Below are 13,185 nucleotides of genomic sequence, written 5' to 3' on the forward strand. Positions count from 1 at the left end.
AATGGTTTTAGGCAGTGTTTTGATATTTTTTTTACCGGGCGTCTGATAACCTTCATGAAATCTTTTTCTACCGAAAATTACGTAAGCACACAAGAATTAGAAAGTATTGTCGGGACTGCTGGCATCTGTCGCTGGCAAGATACAGAGCCATTTTGGCAAGAACGGGTAGAAAAAGCAGTTGCCCCGGGCACGAAAATAGACTGCACCGTTTACCCCCATACTCAGGAAGAACTCGCGGCGGTGATTGCTTGGGCTGAGCAAAATCGCTGTGTAGTCTTGCCTTGTGGTAGCGGCAGCAAACTCGATTGGGGCGGTTTAGTCAAGGGAGTCAAAATTGCCGTGAGTACGACGCGCCTAAATCGGCTGGTAGAACACGCTGTGGGCGATTTGACGGTGACTGCGGAAGCGGGCATGAAGTTTGCGGATTTGCAGGAAATTTTAGGTAAAGTAGGTCAATTTTTGCCGATCGATCCAGCATATCCCCAACAGGCAACTTTGGGCGGAATTATCGCTACTGCTGATGCGGGTTCTTTGCGGCATCGCTATCGCGGGGTTCGCGATTTGCTGCTGGGAATGACCTTTGTGCGATCGGACGGTAAAATTGCTAAAGCCGGAGGTCGAGTTGTAAAAAATGTCGCCGGCTACGACTTGATGAAACTGTTTACCGGTGCTTACGGCACATTAGGCATCATTTCTCAAGTAACTTTCCGAGTTTATCCGCTGCCCGAATCATCGGGAACTGTCATACTGACAGGAGAAACTAATGCTTTAGCTGAAGCCACTCAAATCTTATTATCTTCTGCCCTGACACCTACGGCAGTTGATTTGCTGTCACCGCAGTTAGTCGTCAAATTAGGCTTAGGAAAGGGTACGGGATTAATCGTCAGATTTCAAAGCATCGCCGAAAGCGTTAAACAACAATCAGCCCGCTTGCTGGAAGTTGGCGAAAAGTTGGGTTTGCAAGGCACTACCTGCTGCGAAAATGATGAGCTTCAGTTATGGCAAAGATTACCAGAAACAATGTGGAATTCTGGCACCAAGTCGGCAATTATTTGCAAAATAGGCATCAGACCATCGGAAGCTGTAACGGCAATTAACGAATTGCCGGTACAGGACGCTTTGATTCATGCAGGAAGCGGTTTGGGGGTTTTGCGGTTTGAGAATGCGACGGCCCAAACGCTGTTGCAGGTACGCAGAGGGTGCGAAGCGAAAGGCGGTTTTCTGACGGTTTTGGTAGCGCCTGCTGACATCAAGCAAGAGTTAGATATTTGGGGCTATACTGGAAGTGCGATCGATTTAATGCGCCGGATTAAACAGCAGTTTGACCCGGAAAATCTTTTGAGTCCCCATCGTTTTATAAGCGGTATTTAGTTTAAAGTTTGTAGTCAGGAATTCAGTATCATTGGTGCCAGCTTAACGTCTTATTTAGTACCAAGATAGTGTTTGACGATTAGGCTATCGATCCCCCCTAGCCCCCCTTAAGAAGGGGGGAACCGGAAATGCTCTTGCCTCCCCCTTCTTAAGGGGGATTGAGGGGGATCTAGACTCAGCTAAAAGCGAGTTCAATCGAGAGTTTTATGCGATTGTTGACACCAATACTTCAGTCCTTCTTAAATTCCCGAAGAAGGACTAAAGTCCTCACTACGAACCTTAAGAATTAGGTAAAATATGCAAACTTCAGAAAAATCTCAAATTCCCAGTGACGATTTAAAACCCGCTAAAGACAGCAATTTCCTAGCACAAAATCCGCACTTAGAAACCCTCGAACTCCCAGGTTTCGATGCCAAGAACCCGCCAGAACCGAAATTAATCGATACTTGCGTACACTGCGGCTTTTGTTTGTCAACTTGTCCGAGTTATCGCGTACTTGGCAAAGAAATGGATTCGCCCAGAGGCCGCATTTATTTAATGGATGCAATTAACGAAGGCGACGCACCTTTAAACGAAGCAACTTCGCAGCATTTCGATACTTGTTTGGGCTGTTTAGCCTGCGTGACAACTTGCCCTTCTGGTGTGCAATATGACAAATTAATTTCCGCAACTCGCCACCAAGTTACCCGAAATCAAAAACGCACTTTTTCCGACAATGTAATTCGGACTCTGATTTTTAATCTATTCCCTTATCCTCACAGATTGCGGCCTTTGCTTGTACCGCTGTTTATTTATCAAAAATTAGGACTGCCAAAACTTGTCCGCCAAACAGGTTTGCTGAAAAAAGTATTTCCCCGCTTGGCGGCGATGGAATCAATTTTGCCGAAGGTAACAGTTGATTCTTTCCGGGATAATTTACCAGAAGTTATTCCCGCACAAGGGGAGAAACGCTATCGAGTCGGCGTGATTTTAGGTTGCGTGCAGAGGTTGTTGTTCTCGCCGGTTAATGAGGCTACGGTGCGTGTTTTGACGGCTAACGGCTGCGAGGTTGTGATTCCCAAAAGTCAAGGATGCTGCGCTGCTTTGCCGGAACATCAAGGACAAGCCCAGCAGGCGCAATCTTTGGCGAGACAAATGATTGACAGCTTTGAAAATACTAATGTTGATTTTGTAATTATCAACGCTGCTGGCTGCGGCCACACTTTGAAAGAATACGGTCACATTTTAGCTGATGACCCGGAATATCGGGAGAAAGCTGAGAATTTTGCTGCGAATGTGAAGGATGTGCAGGAGTTTTTGGCAAGTGCGGGAATTACGGCGAAACTCAATCCTTTGATTGATGGAGATTTGACAATTGTTTATCAGGATGCTTGTCATTTGTTGCACGGGCAAAAGATTAGTTTGCAGCCGCGTCAGTTGTTGCAACAAATCCCTGGTGTGAAGTTAAAAGAGCCTTTGGATGCTGCTTTGTGCTGCGGGAGTGCGGGGGTTTACAATATGCTTCAGCCGGAAATTGCTGATGAATTGGGAGTGCAGAAGGTGGAGAATTTGCTGAATACGGGGGCTGAGTTGATTGCTTCTTCTAATCCAGGTTGTTCTTTGCAAATTAAGAAGCATTTGGAGTTGCAGGGAAAGAAAGTTACTTTAATGCACCCTATTGAGCTTTTGGATTATTCTATACGTGGGGTGAGGTTGCAGAGGAAGTAGTTTTGTAGGGCGGGCCGTGTCTGCCCTATTTTCGCTGCTGAGTGAGATTTTTTTTCAAGGAACAGCAGGAATTCACAGGCGGGACGCCTGTTCCACAAAGGAGTCTGGGGTGAAAAGTTGCAAATTTATCGCCCTGACGGCGAACCGTTTGCAAGTTATGAGGAGGTTTCTCGCAGCTTGGAACAAGCCCAACTGCGGGCTGCTTTATTGGCAGAAAGACTGCGAACGATGGGAATTGACCCGGAACAATTGTAAACTAGATTGGGAAAAGACCGATCGCACTTTTAAATTTTAGCAAAAGTGCGATCGGCATAATAACTAATGAGTCATGACTAATAACTAATGACTAATGACTATTTCCCCTCTTCTAACCTCAAAAAATGCACCTGTCCCGAAGCTTCCGCCGCCACAATTGTCACCCCATCAGGTGCAATAGCGCAAGCTTTCAAAGCACTATCTCCCCTGAAACTAGCAATTACTTCTCGACTTAACAAATCCCAAACTTTGAGAGTATTATCGTCCGAAACAGAAATTGCCTTTGTTCCCATAGTCGCCACAGATGTTACCGCATCAGCATGACCTGCCAAAGTAAAAACTTCTTTTCTACTTGACAAATCCCAAACTTTCAAATTGTGTTCCCGCCCTCCTGAAATCGCCCATTTGCCATCCGCCGTAACTGCCACAGCATTCACAAAACTTTCATGACCTTTGAGAGTGAAAAGTAGATTTTTGACGGCTAAATTCCATAAATTTGCCAAAATATTCTTTTGTTTCCCCAAACTCCAAACTTTCAGAGTTTGGTCGCCGGAAGCCGAAATAACCCGCTTGCTGTCGGGAGTAACTGCCACAGCTTTTATCCCGTCCTCATGACCTGAAAAAGTAAAAAGTTCTTCTCCTGTTTCTAGATTCCAAACTTTAATAGTTTTGTCTCCCGAACCGGAAATCGCCATCGTTCCGTCTGCCGTCACTGCCACAGAATTTACCCAGTCTGTATGACCAGTGAAAGTAAAGATTTCTTTTCCGGTTTCTAGATTCCAAACTTTCACAGTTTTGTCGCCGGAACCCGAAACTACTCGCTTGCTATCCGGTGTTATTGCAATTGCTTTTACCCAATCTTGATGTCCCGAAATAGTAAAAATTTCCTGTCCGTTTTTGAGATTCCAGACTTTAATGCTGTTGTCTCCAGAACCGGAAATCGCTTTCGTACCGTCTGCCGTCACTGCTACAGCATTTACGCAGTCATCGTGACCTGCAAATGATAAATTTTCTTTGCCTCTTTCTAAGTGCCAAACTTTGAGAGTTTTGTCAGAGGAACCAGAAACTATCCGCTGGCCGTCGGGGGTAACAGCCACAGCATTCACTGGGGCGATGTGATTGGTAAAAGTGAAAAGTTCTTCTTTTGTTTCCAGATTCCAAACTTTCAGCGTTTTGTCGCCGGAAGCCGAAATTACCCGTTTGCCGTCGGGACTGACTGCCACAGCTTGAACGAAACTGCTGTGTTTTCCTAAAGTGAAAAGTTGCTTTCTTTCTGACAAACTCCAGACTTGAATAGTTCCGTCGTAACTGCCGGAAATTATTTGTTCGCCGTCGGGACTAACTGCTACACTTTTTACCCAGTCTGCATGACCCGTGAGAGTAAAAAGTTCTTTTCCAGTTTCTAGGTTCCAGACTTTCATGCTGTTGTCTCCCGATCCGGAAATCAACCGTTTGCTATCAGGAGTTACTGCTACGGACTGGACAAAACTGCTGTGACCTTTGAAGTTAAAAATTACTTCCCTGCTTGTCAAATCCCAAACTTTAATACTGCCATCCCAAGAACCGGAAATTACTCGCTTGCCGTCGGGAGTTACTGCTACTGCTTCTACGGCAAAAGTATCGCCGGCAAAGGTAAATATTTCTGTCCCAGTTTCTAAATCCCAAATTTTAATGGTATTGTCCCAAGAACCGGAAATTACTTTAGTACCGTCGGGGGTGACAGCTACAGCATTGACGTAGGTAAGATGACCTTTGAGGGTGGAAAGTTCTTCTCCTGTTTCTAAGTGCCAAATTTTGAGATTGTGGTCGGAGGACGCAGAAATTGCCCGCTTGCCGTCAGGGGTGATTGCTACAGCTTGTACCCAATCTGTATGTCCGGTAAGGGTGCGTAGCAATCTCCCGCCGGGAGGAGTAAAGCTGGGGGTTAGCGGCTGCAGCCAGGGTTTTTTTTGGTGTTTTGCTTGTGCTAGCAGTGCTTGAATTTCTGGACTTTCAAAGCGCATCAAGCGGGCAATTAGTTGGGCTGCTAGTTGGGTTTTGTCTTTGGCTAGAATGTGGGACGAAAGCCGAATTGCTTCTTGGATTAATTTGAGTTGGTCGGCTTTTTGGTCTGAGGTTATAATATCGGGACTTGTTGCTAAATCGTAATCTTCTATTAGCGCCTGCACTCCCGATGCTGACAGCTTGGCTTCAATAAAATTGTAATCTGTTAGTAGGCTGTATAATTTCTCTGAGTCTGAAGTCGCTGCTAGCTGATTTGGCAGGATTTCCAGGCAGTGCATCTGTTCGGCGGGCTGCATTTTATCCAGCCCTTGTGTAAACTCGGTCATAAATTTACGGATGTGTTTTTAAAATGTATACGATCGCTAGCTGCACCCTACCGAAAAGCCGATCGAGAATCTTTTCTCTTGACTTAGCATGACATATTTGAATGCTCTGTGCTACGGGCTTGCTGTCCTCGGTTTGGTGATGGTTCGATGAATTGCTGGTTTTTGAGTCTGAGTCTGCTTTGAGAATTTTCAAGCAGTGCGATTACAATAAATCGCCGCCAATATAATTCAACTCAGCAACGCCCAATTTACCGATCGATCGACAAAAGCTGACATATATCGTTGTTTTTCTTAACATAGCTGGTATTTGGGCGATGATGGTCGATCAATCAAAACTGTCAAAGCTAAAAAATTTCAGGTATCGTAATCCTATTTAATGTGCGAAAAAGACTTTTTATAACGAAATATGATGGCGGATGGTCTAATTTTCTGTCAATGGGGCTGCTGCTGCGAGGCAGATGTCCCCCTGGTTGGGTTTCGTACCTCAACGGCATCTGCAATCTGTTTCAGCCAAAGCTCCCAGAAAGCTTTCCAGGTGCGCCCCCTTCCTCTAAAATATAAAAAATGACTTGCACTCTTAAACCTGGTTTCTAGACAAAATCATGGGTTTGACCGCTAGGTACGTAGGAAGAAACCGGGTTTCTGACTCCATAGCGCGCAAGTCACGATCGCAAATAAAGCAGTATTGACTTTAGAGACAAATTTCATGGATGTTATCGAGTTTTTTGAGTTAAGTGCAGGTAAATGGTTTTCTCAGCGTACCGTACACAATCTCAATTCTGGGGAATTGCAGGCAGGTAAATCTGACCTCAAAATAGAAATACTGACAGCTAGCGATGCAGCAGTCGTCAAACTTTGCCAACAACACTCGATTAACCCGGCTTCAACTGGGCTCAAGGGCGTTCGGATTAGTTGGGACGGTATTCCCGATCGCGACAAAGCTAAACAAATCGGTTCTACAATATTAGCGCTCGTACCAAATCCCGACAATCCCAGCGAAGGCAAAGTGTTGCAAGACAAGGGTAACAGTCGCTACGTGATGGGCGACGACGTACTGACATTGATTACAGAATCAGACACCCTCCATGCCGAAGAAAGGCTGTGGTATCTCATGCCTAACTTGCGACTGCGGACTAGCATTGTTAAGCAAGCTAACGGTACCGAACAAGCATCTTTTTGTTCGGAAATTCGGATGGGAGGAAGTCCGAAAACTTAACTCTCACAAACAACTATGTAATTCCCAAACATTACCAAAAAAAATTGGTTTAAAGCCGGAACCCATAAGCGGGAGAAATTAAAAGAAGACTATTCATTACTCCAATCCTCTTCCTTCCAGGTAGAGGTCGCTATCTTGCGGTCAACTGTCAACTGTCAACTGTCAACTGAAACCACTTCCCCAAAAAATAATGCAACTGTAGGCAGATCCAAATCACGATTTTTATCAGTCATTCCTAATTCTTTAATCGAAAATCGAAAAGGGTATTACACCCTATTTCTGCTTTCTCCCTTCTTTCTTCTGCCTTCTCGGGCAATCGCTTTTAACTTGGTGTGAAAATCAGTGTGTTTGACAACTGGGAATGATTTGGTCACAGGTTTGTCCGCTAATTTGTGTTCAGCTTCGGCTCGATCGGCGAGGGCGGTAACAGCCACATCTTCATATACTACAAATTCTGTATTTTCTTTTGTGCGATCGTCGGCTGCAGGTAATTTTCCTGTTTCCTCTGCCTCTGTGTTTGGGACTTCTGGATGAAGCGCCACATCAAGTTGCGCCTCTGACGGTTCACGCAAATCTAACTCTGCGGCAGTTACTTCCGATTCCTGGTTCGATAAAAGTAGATCTTCCGGTGACAGTTGAGCAGCACTTTCCCCGGTTAAATTTTGAGGAAAATTATTGCATACCAAGCGTTCAAACTCGCGATTGAAATGATAGAGAGGTTCACCTATCCGATGCCACATACTCAATAGCTGTCCCACAGAAACAGCCTTGTAGCGGCCTTGATAAAGCGCTTCAACCACTGCTAAACGCAGCCAATAGCCGGGATACTTGGTCAGCCATTCACCCGCCAATTTCTCGGCTTTTTTGCCACCTAGGTCAAAACCGTAGTGAACCAGCAGAGCCGCTGCTTGTGCAGATATTGCCGTCACTTCTGTCATTTGTTGACTGTTATCTGTTGACTGTTATCTGTTGACTGTTGACTGTTGACTGTTGACTGTTGACTGTTGACTGTTGACTGTTGACTGTTGACTGTTGACTGTTGACTGTTAGTTCCAAATTCCCAATGACCAATTCCCAATGACCAATGCCCAATTAGCCAATTGAATTAATCGGATAAACGCACTCCTCCTTCTACAGTTCGCGCGTCCCCGGAAAAAGGTTGGGGAGTCCCATTCCAGTTGAAGTCGCTAATTCTAAAAGTCAGGCTGCCGACTTGACGCTCAGGATTAAAACGCAAAATGATTGCGTAGCTGCGGCGACTGTATTCTAAAGTGTAATTCGTACTGATTGCTTCCCCGCTTTCTAAATTAATAGCACTTTGAAATCCAACTCGAAAGCCTCCGTAAACTTGCTGGACAAGCCCAAAAGACAGGACTCTCAAATCTACTAAGCGATCGAATAAAAACGGCGATATACCGTCCCGTCCCACCTGGGTATAAGTCACGTTAAACCCAGTGTAATCGAGGAAAGGGCGGGAGAAATGACCGAACTGCCCTTGAATGCCGACGCTGCCAGCGAGCGAATTTTGTCGATCGCCACTGCTGTAATAAGTTCCCACTCCCCGGAGTCCCAAGGCCAGTTGCAAGAAAGGAACCACCGGCGTCCGCGTATACCTCAAACCCTGGGTGGGAGTGCGGGGCAGCGGTTCGCCCTCCCACAGGTTGAAGCCGCGGCTTAAGGCGAAGCTGAGTTGGGAACGCCCCAGATCGATGCGGTTGTTTTCTCGCACTGGTTCGAGCAAGTCTGCTCGATCGGTGTCAGCATTGATAAATTGATACCCAGCTTGGTAGCTGAGATTGATGCCAGTGCCTCCGAGTTGGATGACTGGGGAAGTGAGGACTGCCCCGAGGCTGCTCTGCACGGTTTGAAAGCCCAGAGAACCGTTAAAGAGTCGATCGCGATAACTGTATTCTGCTGCCAGAGAGTGAGTGCCGATCAACTGTCGGAGGCGCAAATTGCCCCGAAAGCTGTCTTCCGGCAAGTTCGGGAAATTTTCAAAACTCAGAAATATTGCCGATCCGTCGAGCCTGGTGCGTGGGCCGAGACTAGCGCCCAACCTCGCTTTCAGCCCGTAGCTGTCGGGAAAAAACGGATTACCGCCGTGCTCTGCCACGGCCCGCTGCAGGTAAATTTGAGGCGTCAGAGTCAGCCGCACCGGCCCGTTTTGCAACACCTCAAAACCGCACTCGGCATACAAACCGCCGCGTTCCCCTCCGTCGTAACCAAAGGTCAAACACGGGCCGTTCTGCTGCCGGCTGTCAAACACTTGCCTGCGGGGATACACGGGTATTTTCACCCGGTTGTCGAACACCAAGCGGGGTTTAGTTGTGACCAATTCCTCTGCCGTGGGCGAAATCCTTCTAATCGTCGCCGTCCGGGCCCTGTATTCAAATTCCGGCGGGGAAAACGGGTCGTTAGTAATCCGAATGTTGGTTGCTACTCTCGCGCCGTCTGGCAGCAGTTCGATGCGTTCTGCTTCAAAGCGGACGCGGTTGACCGCACCGACCACTTGGGGGGCTGCTAGCTGTCCGCCGCCGCCGATAGTCACTGTAGCAGCGCCGGGGGATTTGACTCCGCGCACGGGCTGCTGGCTGGTAATTCGATCGCTCAGCGGCTGTTCCAGAATCGTCCCTGCACTAATATCTGTCGGCAGTGTGGGCGTCAATTCGCTACCTGCTGCGGGCAGGAATATTTCGCCGCTTGCTTGTTCGACTGCGCCGCTGTTGAGGCCGAGATTGAACTCCATCCGCTGGCCGCGCACTACTTGTTGCCCGCGGGTATAGGCGACATTGCCGGATGCTACCACTTGGCGGGTGACTAAGTTGACGATCGCTCGATCGGCATCAATCACAGTTTGCCGGAACCGCACGACGACATTACCAACCGCCGTCACAATTTGCTGCTTGTCGTCGAATTCTTGGCTGTCCGCCTTAACTTCAATAGTATCGGCCGGAGTGACCGGAAAAGGTACCGTCCGCTGAGAAGGGGCGGTGCGGACTCCCGGCGCGGCTGGTTTAGGCTTTGGTTTTGGCGCTGGGGGCGTTCTGGGTGCGGGGGCAGTTCCTGGTGTGGGAATGTCGAACTGCTGTTGCCCGCTAGGTGCTGGTTCTAGCGCGGGTTCGGGAACGGGAATTTCAGCAGGTTGGGGAGAGTTATCTTCTAACTGCCGGCCTTGGGCCTGATACCAACTTTCCTGCTTTCCGACAAGATTTCTCTCCTGTTGTTTCTGCGCCTCTGCGGTTCGTTTTCGATTGCGAATGGCAACGGCATTTTCTACCGAACCCAATTGGTAAGCCGTAAACGAGGAATGTTTCGGAGTTTCCGCAGTTTCGGGTTCTCCCACAGGAGGCCGACGCTGAAATCCCACCACTGCCTCGCCACTTTCCACTGCAGCTAGGGGGTCGGCGATTTCTGGAGGCTGGTCGGTGGCTGGGGTGGTGCCGAGGAGTGTGGCTGCGGGTTCTGCTTGGGCTGGTGTGGGTTCTGGCTGAAGGATATCTGGGCTTAGTTCCGGTATTTCTGCGGGGTTGCTGCGGGTGTCTCCATCGCCTGCCGCCACAGTGAGGGCAACCTTTTTGGGCTTTGCGATGTAGATGATGGCAGAGGGTTCTGGCGGCGGTACCGGATAGGGCATAGTTATAACAGGTAAGTCATCCGATTTTAGATTTTAGATTTTAGATTTTATAGGGTGCAATTTATTGAAAATTTTGCATCTAAAAGGCAACTGTTTAGATATTAATCTGACATCTAAAATTTGCAGTGGCTTTGGCGCGCCGGAATATGGCTGCTTTCAGAACTTGCTTCCGCCACAAGATAACCTCGCTGCTGGTGCGAGGTCAAGTTTTTTTAGACTAATTTTTGCGGGCTTGCTGGGGGACTGCGGTGGCGCGCCCCCAGCCAGCGGCCGAGATAACTTGTTTATTCCATGTCTCTGCGGTTGGGGTTCCGGGCTGGGTCATTGGACAAAAATCCAAATATGAACAGGGAAACAAAAAATAAAACAACTACATTAACTACGATTTTGAGGGTTAGCACTGTGGGAGTCTCCAAAGATGGCATAATACTGAGCTGATTTGCTGCTGTTGCGGCAACTTTTTTATCATAAGCTAAAGATTAGTCAATTTTCTCTTTGCTTTTGAGGATTTTTGGCAAGTTGATTTTTGCCCAATTCCAGAGTTGCTCCAGAATATTTTCTAGCCGCAGCATAACTCGATCGAGCCATTCGAGCACTTGTTCTAGGGGGTGCTTAATGTATCCCATCGATTCTGCTTTTGTTTCTAAGTAGTCGCCCTCGGGTGGGACGCCTGCGCTGGGATTTTTGGGTTCTGCTGCGGCGGGGGTTGCGGCGGTGTATCTGCTAGTTTGCGCGGTGATTGCTGCTGGGGACTGGCTGTTTTGTGCGGTGTTCGGGTTTGTGTTTTTTGGCACTTGGGTTTCCGGCGCGCGCCCTGGGGTTGATTCTGCTGCGAGTGCAGAGCTATTTTTTTGAGTAATTGCTAAATCAGATAAATCAGATGCTGTTTGGGGTTGACTTTTTGAGCTTTTTGTGAGCAAGCTCTGTTTTAGCTGCCCCAGCAGGCTGTGAAGTGCTTCGGGGTAAGGGGATATTGAGACGGCAGTCGATCGACCTTCTGCCAATTCTCCTAATTCTGCCATTTCTTCCTTGACTTTTGGGCTAGCTTGTGCTATATGGCTTTGAGCTGCTGCCTGGGGTTCGGAACTTCCGTCGATTAAATGCTGCGGTGCTGCTTCGCCGAATAAGTCTTGCCAGTTCAGCCAGGGTCGATCGACCTCTGGGCTATTTTGTATGTTTTCTTGTTCTTGTCGCTGTTTCAAATAATACTGAATTGCGACTGATTTATCGGTATTATCACTCGCTGCCGTTTCTTTGCCCAAAAGGTTGTCTACTGACGACCAAATCATTTGTTCGATGTTTCGAGCGTATTTTTCGAGGATGTCGCGGGCGGACAAATCTAAATTTGTTTGGGTACCGGATGTGTCAATTGTTACTCCAGAGTTTTCTGTGGGTGCGGCGATTGTTTTTGCCGATGGCGGCAGGGTAAATTCTTCGAGGTTGACGGCGGCGCGATCGAGTAATGTAACAAAGGAGAGAGGAGTAGGGGGTCGATCGAACTGGCTGTTAAAATTAGTTTCTAGTTTTGGGGTATTGTAGTCGATCGAATTTGATGCCCCAATTGACTGCTGTGCGGTTTTTACTTCGATCTGCGCGCGGGCTTTTTGGACTAGGATGGCATTGCGGTCGATCGATTTTTTAACTGCGAGGATTGATTCTCCAAACTGATTTCTTTTCAGAGCAACCGGACTCGTCTGAAGCCATGCCATCAATTCCCAAAAACGACGCATCGGTGGCAACTGCGCTTTTTTGGCCGCCGACTCCAAACCGAGATTAAATTTTAATTCTTTTTGGGTAATTTCCCGCCGTTCGGGCTCGGTGTTGGCAATTTCCCAAGTTATGCGACCTTCGAGCATTTCCTGCTGTTCGGGTGTCAAAATATCTAATATCTGATTTTCTCTTCCGACCAATACTAAAGTGCGGGCTGGGATAAAACTGGCAATTCCCTCAACTTTCGCTTGCGGTTTTAATTGAGTTTTAGCAAGCGGGTTTTCTAAGACGGAAGTGGTTTGATGCTTTGCGGTTTCTCCGCTAAAATTGATTGCCGGATGTAAATCGTTAACAGCATTTCCCTGATTAATTAACAGCGGGAAGCTGGCTAAAGTTTTCGCAGTTTGCGACGAGGTTAGTAAATTTTCGGCTAGGTGTAAAATTTCCGCGATCGAACTTTCCTCGGAAGTTTGCCCCTGATACCAATTTTGTGGGAAATCTGGATTTTCGTCGCCGCCAAATTCTTGTAGTTCCGGTAAATCTACTTTTTGACTTGATTCCCGCAACTGTCGGCCCAGCATTCGGGAACTTTGCACCAGCAAATAAGCTGGATAAAGCAGAATTTGGGTGGCGGTGAGACTTGCTTCTTTAATTTGACGCCAAGTTCGATCGCAATTGTCAGCGACTTGGCGGGACTGTTTCGATATAAAATTTAATAGTCGGCTTTGGTATGGGCCGTAGTAACCGTTGGACATAAGTTTTATTATTGAATTCAGATTTTGGATTCGCGCCGGAATTGCTGAATTTGCTGTAAAATCAAAGCGATATCTTAATCGAAGCTTCAAACCCTCTGAAACCTTTATTTCTTCGCGTCCTTCGCGTCTTCGCGGTTCGATATAAGATATTGCACCAATGTCAATAAGCCTTTTACTGGCGGGCGGGATGCCCACCCCACCAGAAAA

Annotated in this window: 10 protein-coding genes; 4 read left to right on the top strand and 6 right to left on the bottom strand. The window is 47.4% G+C overall.

Features of this window, described 5'->3' with window-relative positions; all coding sequences use genetic code 11:
- Positions 1-54 precede the first annotated feature (54 nt).
- The 3 genes from QUA44_RS04695 to QUA44_RS04705 all read left to right on the top strand — a co-directional run bounded on the left by QUA44_RS04695 (position 55) and on the right by QUA44_RS04705 (position 3,333).
- Positions 55-1,371, top strand: coding sequence for an FAD-binding oxidoreductase (locus QUA44_RS04695; RefSeq protein ID WP_333248687.1), 1,317 nt, complete (start codon positions 55-57; stop codon positions 1,369-1,371).
- A 297-nt stretch (positions 1,372-1,668) separates the two neighbouring features.
- Entirely contained in the window at positions 1,669-3,078 is a 1,410-nt protein-coding gene (locus QUA44_RS04700) for a (Fe-S)-binding protein (RefSeq protein ID WP_333248685.1), read from the top strand.
- 117 nt (positions 3,079-3,195) lie between these two features.
- Positions 3,196-3,333 carry a hypothetical protein gene (locus QUA44_RS04705; protein ID WP_333248683.1) on the top strand — a complete coding sequence of 46 codons (138 nt, stop codon included), beginning with the start codon at positions 3,196-3,198 and terminating at the stop codon, positions 3,331-3,333.
- 98 nt (positions 3,334-3,431) lie between these two features.
- Here QUA44_RS04705 and QUA44_RS04710 read toward each other — a convergent pair whose 3' ends face one another.
- Positions 3,432-5,663 (bottom strand): hypothetical protein, encoded by a 2,232-nt coding sequence (locus QUA44_RS04710; protein WP_333248680.1) that lies wholly within the window; start codon positions 5,661-5,663, stop codon positions 3,432-3,434.
- A gap of 4 nt (positions 5,664-5,667) precedes the next feature.
- Positions 5,668-5,856, bottom strand: coding sequence for a hypothetical protein (locus tag QUA44_RS04715; protein WP_333248679.1), 189 nt, complete (start codon positions 5,854-5,856; stop codon positions 5,668-5,670).
- A 513-nt stretch (positions 5,857-6,369) separates the two neighbouring features.
- Between QUA44_RS04715 and QUA44_RS04720 the strand changes: the two genes are divergently transcribed.
- Entirely contained in the window at positions 6,370-6,879 is a 510-nt protein-coding gene (locus QUA44_RS04720; RefSeq protein WP_333248677.1) for a phycobiliprotein lyase, read from the top strand.
- Between the two features lie 266 nt (positions 6,880-7,145).
- Here QUA44_RS04720 and QUA44_RS04725 read toward each other — a convergent pair whose 3' ends face one another.
- From QUA44_RS04725 to QUA44_RS04740, 4 genes are all read right to left on the bottom strand, one after another.
- On the bottom strand, positions 7,146-7,817 hold the full coding sequence (locus QUA44_RS04725) for a hypothetical protein (RefSeq protein ID WP_333248676.1): 672 nt from the start codon (positions 7,815-7,817) through the stop codon (positions 7,146-7,148).
- Between the two features lie 167 nt (positions 7,818-7,984).
- Positions 7,985-10,513, bottom strand: coding sequence for a DUF3769 domain-containing protein (locus tag QUA44_RS04730; RefSeq protein WP_333248673.1), 2,529 nt, complete (start codon positions 10,511-10,513; stop codon positions 7,985-7,987).
- Between the two features lie 284 nt (positions 10,514-10,797).
- Positions 10,798-10,914 (bottom strand): photosystem II reaction center protein I, encoded by a 117-nt coding sequence (locus QUA44_RS04735; protein ID WP_039887172.1) that lies wholly within the window; start codon positions 10,912-10,914, stop codon positions 10,798-10,800.
- Between the two features lie 78 nt (positions 10,915-10,992).
- A complete protein-coding gene (locus QUA44_RS04740) occupies positions 10,993-12,978 on the bottom strand; it encodes a hypothetical protein (protein WP_333248671.1) in 1,986 nt (661 codons plus the stop codon).
- Positions 12,979-13,185 lie beyond the last annotated feature (207 nt).

The organism is Microcoleus sp. N9_A2 (genome assembly GCF_036701775.1).
Classification (GTDB): domain Bacteria; phylum Cyanobacteriota; class Cyanobacteriia; order Cyanobacteriales; family Microcoleaceae; genus Microcoleus.

Excerpts from the sequence above, each read along its gene's own strand:
- QUA44_RS04710 (WP_333248680.1), bottom strand. The coding sequence starts at position 5,663 with ATGACCGAGTTTACACAAGGGCTGGATAAAATGCAGCCCGCCGAACAG.
- QUA44_RS04695 (WP_333248687.1), top strand. The coding sequence starts at position 55 with ATGAAATCTTTTTCTACCGAAAATTACGTAAGCACACAAGAATTAGAA.
- QUA44_RS04725 (WP_333248676.1), bottom strand. The coding sequence starts at position 7,817 with ATGACAGAAGTGACGGCAATATCTGCACAAGCAGCGGCTCTGCTGGTT.
- QUA44_RS04730 (WP_333248673.1), bottom strand. The coding sequence starts at position 10,513 with ATGCCCTATCCGGTACCGCCGCCAGAACCCTCTGCCATCATCTACATC.
- QUA44_RS04720 (WP_333248677.1), top strand. The coding sequence starts at position 6,370 with ATGGATGTTATCGAGTTTTTTGAGTTAAGTGCAGGTAAATGGTTTTCT.
- QUA44_RS04740 (WP_333248671.1), bottom strand. The coding sequence starts at position 12,978 with ATGTCCAACGGTTACTACGGCCCATACCAAAGCCGACTATTAAATTTT.
- QUA44_RS04700 (WP_333248685.1), top strand. The coding sequence starts at position 1,669 with ATGCAAACTTCAGAAAAATCTCAAATTCCCAGTGACGATTTAAAACCC.